Source organism: Comamonas testosteroni ATCC 11996 (genome assembly GCF_000241525.1).
In the GTDB taxonomy this organism is placed as follows: Bacteria; Pseudomonadota; Gammaproteobacteria; order Burkholderiales; family Burkholderiaceae_C; genus Comamonas; species Comamonas testosteroni.
The window spans coordinates 1-5,585 of the sequence record NZ_AHIL01000001.1; the positions used below are offsets into that span (position 1 = coordinate 1).

Annotated in this window: 2 tRNA genes and 3 rRNA genes; all 5 read right to left on the reverse strand. The window is 51.0% G+C overall.

The annotated features are described in order from the left end of the window. Positions 1-6: 6 nt before the first annotated feature. The 5 genes from rrf to CTATCC11996_RS00025 all read right to left on the reverse strand — a co-directional run bounded on the left by rrf (position 7) and on the right by CTATCC11996_RS00025 (position 5,380). Positions 7-119: ribosomal RNA gene (gene rrf / locus CTATCC11996_RS00005) — 5S ribosomal RNA — on the reverse strand. A 165-nt stretch (positions 120-284) separates the two neighbouring features. Then, positions 285-3,162: ribosomal RNA gene (locus tag CTATCC11996_RS00010) — 23S ribosomal RNA — on the reverse strand. A 411-nt stretch (positions 3,163-3,573) separates the two neighbouring features. Continuing rightward, positions 3,574-3,649 (reverse strand) — tRNA-Ala (locus CTATCC11996_RS00015). Positions 3,650-3,677: 28 nt separating this feature from the next. Continuing rightward, positions 3,678-3,754 (reverse strand) — tRNA-Ile (locus CTATCC11996_RS00020). A gap of 93 nt (positions 3,755-3,847) precedes the next feature. After that, positions 3,848-5,380: ribosomal RNA gene (locus tag CTATCC11996_RS00025) — 16S ribosomal RNA — on the reverse strand. Together the 16S, 23S and 5S rRNA genes with 2 tRNA genes alongside form the textbook arrangement of a ribosomal RNA operon. Positions 5,381-5,585 lie beyond the last annotated feature (205 nt).

The window sequence follows — 5,585 nt, forward strand, 5'->3', positions numbered from 1 at the left end:
GTAAGAGCCTGACGATGACCTACTTTCACACGGGAACCCGCACTATCATCGGCGCAAAGTCGTTTCACTGTCCTGTTCGGGATGGGAAGGAGTGGTACCAACTTGCTATGGTCATCAGGCATAAACTTTTTGTCAGATTGACGGCGACTTGATTAACTTCTTAATCTTGCTCACCTTCAGTCCAACGAATTCATAGAGTCTTCAATCAGCTTTTCGATTGCGCCTTTTCGGCATAACTAGAACTTGCGTTCTGTCTTTATTTTTCCAGGCTTACCCAAAGTTATAGGGTCAAGCCGCACGGGCAATTAGTACTGGTTAGCTTAACGCATTACTGCGCTTCCACACCCAGCCTATCAACGTCGTGGTCTACAACGACCCTTCAGGGGGCTCAAGGCCCCGGCAGATCTCATCTTGAAACGAGTTTCCCGCTTAGATGCTTTCAGCGGTTATCTCTTCCACACTTAGCTACCCTGCGATGCCACTGGCGTGACAACAGGTACACCAGAGGTGTGTCCACTCCGGTCCTCTCGTACTAGGAGCAGGCTTCCTCAAATCTGCAGCGCCCACGGAAGATAGGGACCAAACTGTCTCACGACGTTTTAAACCCAGCTCACGTACCTCTTTAAATGGCGAACAGCCATACCCTTGGGACCGACTACAGCCCCAGGATGAGATGAGCCGACATCGAGGTGCCAAACACCGCCGTCGATATGAACTCTTGGGCGGTATCAGCCTGTTATCCCCAGAGTACCTTTTATCCGTTGAGCGATGGCCCTTCCATACAGAACCACCGGATCACTATGTCCTGCTTTCGCATCTGCTCGACTTGTCAGTCTCGCAGTTAAGCACGCTTATGCCATTGCACTATCGTCACGATGTCCGACCGTAACTAGCGTACCTTCGAACTCCTCCGTTACGCTTTGGGAGGAGACCGCCCCAGTCAAACTGCCTACCATGCACTGTCCCCGATCCAGATAATGGATCCAGGTTAGAACCTCAAACGCACCAGGGTGGTATTTCAACGTTGGCTCCATGCGATCTAGCGACCGCACTTCAAAGCCTCCCACCTATCCTACACAGATCCGTTCAAAGTCCAATACAAAGCTACAGTAAAGGTTCATGGGGTCTTTCCGTCTTTCCGCGGGGAGATTGCATCATCACAAACATTTCAACTTCGCTGAGTCTCAGGAGGAGACAGTGTGGCCATCGTTACGCCATTCGTGCAGGTCGGAACTTACCCGACAAGGAATTTCGCTACCTTAGGACCGTTATAGTTACGGCCGCCGTTTACTGGGACTTCAATCAAGAGCTTGCACCCCATCATTTAATCTTCCAGCACCGGGCAGGCGTCACACCCTATACGTCCACTTTCGTGTTTGCAGAGTGCTGTGTTTTTATTAAACAGTCGCAGCCACCAATTTTTTGCAACCCCTTTGAGCTCCATTTGTACAACTTCACTTACTTGGGGTACACCTTCTCCCGAAGTTACGGTGTCAATTTGCCGAGTTCCTTCTCCTGAGTTCTCTCAAGCGCCTTAGAATACTCATCTCGCGCACCAGTGTCGGTTTGCGGTACGGTCGTCAATAGCTGAAGCTTAGTGGCTTTTCCTGGAAGCAGGGTATCACTCACTTCGTCTGCAAGCAGACTCGTTATCACGCCTCATCTCAGCTCTCCGGATTTGCCTAAAGAGCACGACTACACGCTTGAACCAACATATCCAACAGTTGGCTGAGCTAACCTTCTCCGTCCCCACATCGCACTATTGATCGGTACAGGAATATTGACCTGTTTCCCATCAGCTACGCATCTCTGCCTCGCCTTAGGGGCCGACTCACCCTACGCCGATGAACGTTGCGTAGGAAACCTTGCGCTTACGGCGAGGGGGCTTTTCACCCCCTTTAACGCTACTCATGTCAGCATTCGCACTTCTGATACCTCCAGCATCCGTTACCAGACACCTTCACAGGCTTACAGAACGCTCTCCTACCACTTGCAATAAATTGCAAATCCGCAGCTTCGGTAACTGGCTTAGCCCCGTTACATCTTCCGCGCAGGACGACTCGATCAGTGAGCTATTACGCTTTCTTTAAATGATGGCTGCTTCTAAGCCAACATCCTGACTGTTTTAGCCTTCCCACTTCGTTTCCCACTTAGCCAATTTTAGGGACCTTAGCTGGCGGTCTGGGTTGTTTCCCTCTTGAGTCCGGACGTTAGCACCCGGTGCTCTGTCTCCCAAGCTGTACTCGTCGGTATTCGGAGTTTGCATAGGTTTGGTAAGTCGCCATGACCCCCTAGCCTAAACAGTGCTCTACCCCCGACGGTAATACTTGAGGCACTACCTAAATAGTTTTCGGAGAGAACCAGCTATTTCCAAGTTTGTTTAGCCTTTCACCCCTATCCACAGCTCATCCCCTAATTTTGCAACATTAGTGGGTTCGGACCTCCAGTACCTGTTACGGCACCTTCATCCTGGCCATGGATAGATCACTTGGTTTCGGGTCTACACCCAGCGACTAATCGCCCTATTCGGACTCGATTTCTCTTCGCCTCCCCTATTCGGTTAAGCTTGCCACTGAATGTAAGTCGCTGACCCATTATACAAAAGGTACGCCGTCACCCCTAAGGGCTCCGACTTTTTGTAAGCATACGGTTTCAGGATCTATTTCACTCCCCTCCCGGGGTTCTTTTCGCCTTTCCCTCACGGTACTGGTTCACTATCGGTCGATGATGAGTATTTAGCCTTGGAGGATGGTCCCCCCATATTCAGACAGGGTTTCTCGTGCCCCGCCCTACTTGTCTGCAGCCTAGTACCACCGATCGGTTTTCACATACGGGACTATCACCCACTATGGTCGGCCTTTCCATGCCGTTTTGTTAACTGATCGACTATCACTGCAAGGCTCTTCCGAATTCGCTCGCCACTACTATCGGAATCTCGGTTGATGTCTTTTCCTCTGGGTACTTAGATGTTTCAGTTCTCCAGGTTCGCTTCGTGCACCTATGTATTCAGTGCACGATACCTCTTGCGAGGTGGGTTCCCCCATTCAGAAATCTCCGGATCAAAGCTTATTTGCCAGCTCCCCGAAGCTTATCGCAGGCTATCACGTCTTTCGTCGCCTATCATCGCCAAGGCATCCACCATATGCTCTTAGTCACTTGACCCTATAACTTTGGACTCTCTTAGCGAGAATCAAAGCCTGGTGTTCAAAGACTGGTGAGGTCTTGCACCTCACGCGTTATGCCGTAATGTGAATATCTTTGGCTGCATCTTTCGATGCAGCTTAGAGAATATTCGTCATTACTAGATAAATTTGCATTCGCAAAATATCTGTTTTGACGCAATCAAAATGTTGCTGGCGGCACGGTGCACAAACCTTGGTTTGCGCTTTCCACCAGCAACGCTGATTTCGACTCTATGAATTTTTAAAGAACAGCCTATTGATCAAAGATCAATATAAAAGCAGTCTGATGCAGACTGCTTTTATATTGAATTTGGTTTTCTTCGCTTTTGCTCCGCTTGCGCTTCACATCTGCTGAGCCAACGATTATAGCACCTTTCGGCGCTATCATTTTTGGTGGAGGATGACGGGATCGAACCGACGACCCCCTGCTTGCAAAGCAGGTGCTCTCCCAGCTGAGCTAATCCCCCGGGATCCTCTGACCAGATATTGGAATCTTGGTGGGTCTAGTTGGGCTCGAACCAACGACCCCTGCGTTATCAACACAGTGCTCTAACCAGCTGAGCTACAGACCCATTCCATGCAGCCCGCTGTCACTCAGCAGGCCACCTGGCTTGTTCCAACAACCGATAAGTGTGGACGTTCAATTTGAAGCAGCATTTTTCCAGAAAGGAGGTGATCCAGCCGCACCTTCCGATACGGCTACCTTGTTACGACTTCACCCCAGTCACGAACCCCGCCGTGGTAAGCGCCCTCCTTGCGGTTAGGCTACCTACTTCTGGCGAGACCCGCTCCCATGGTGTGACGGGCGGTGTGTACAAGACCCGGGAACGTATTCACCGTGACATTCTGATCCACGATTACTAGCGATTCCGACTTCACGCAGTCGAGTTGCAGACTGCGATCCGGACTACGACTGGCTTTATGGGATTAGCTCCCCCTCGCGGGTTGGCAACCCTTTGTACCAGCCATTGTATGACGTGTGTAGCCCCACCTATAAGGGCCATGAGGACTTGACGTCATCCCCACCTTCCTCCGGTTTGTCACCGGCAGTCCCATTAGAGTGCTCAACTGAATGTAGCAACTAATGGCAAGGGTTGCGCTCGTTGCGGGACTTAACCCAACATCTCACGACACGAGCTGACGACAGCCATGCAGCACCTGTGTGCAGGTTCTCTTTCGAGCACCAAACCATCTCTGGTAAGTTCCTGCCATGTCAAAGGTGGGTAAGGTTTTTCGCGTTGCATCGAATTAAACCACATCATCCACCGCTTGTGCGGGTCCCCGTCAATTCCTTTGAGTTTCAACCTTGCGGCCGTACTCCCCAGGCGGTCAACTTCACGCGTTAGCTTCGTTACTGAGTCAGTTAAGACCCAACAACCAGTTGACATCGTTTAGGGCGTGGACTACCAGGGTATCTAATCCTGTTTGCTCCCCACGCTTTCGTGCATGAGCGTCAGTGCAGGCCCAGGGGATTGCCTTCGCCATCGGTGTTCCTCCGCATATCTACGCATTTCACTGCTACACGCGGAATTCCATCCCCCTCTGCCGCACTCTAGCCTTGCAGTCACAATGGCAGTTCCCAGGTTGAGCCCGGGGATTTCACCACTGTCTTACAAAACCGCCTGCGCACGCTTTACGCCCAGTAATTCCGATTAACGCTTGCACCCTACGTATTACCGCGGCTGCTGGCACGTAGTTAGCCGGTGCTTATTCTTACGGTACCGTCATGACCCGGGGATATTAGCCCCAGGCTTTTCGTTCCGTACAAAAGCAGTTTACAACCCGAGGGCCTTCATCCTGCACGCGGCATTGCTGGATCAGGCTTTCGCCCATTGTCCAAAATTCCCCACTGCTGCCTCCCGTAGGAGTCTGGGCCGTGTCTCAGTCCCAGTGTGGCTGGTCGTCCTCTCAGACCAGCTACAGATCGCAGGCTTGGTAAGCCTTTACCCCACCAACTACCTAATCTGCCATCAGCCGCTCTAGTAGCACAAGGCCCGAAGGTCCCCTGCTTTCATCCGTAGATCTCATGCGGTATTAGCTACTCTTTCGAGTAGTTATCCCCCACTACTAGGCACGTTCCGATGTATTACTCACCCGTTCGCCACTCGTCAGCATCCGAAGACCTGTTACCGTTCGACTTGCATGTGTAAAGCATGCCGCCAGCGTTCAATCTGAGCCAGGATCAAACTCTATAGTTCGATCTTGAATTTAAAGTCTTTCGACTGCTCACTCACTTGACGGAATCAAGAAGAATAAATTCTTCCTCATTACTGTTTTTGTGAGCGCTTGATAACTCCGAAGAGTTTGTTCCGAAGAACTGGCTGCTTGCCCTCAAACGCCCACGCTTATCGGCTGTATTTTTTTAAGGAACCGAGTGCAAAATCAGAAAACCCGATCTTGAAT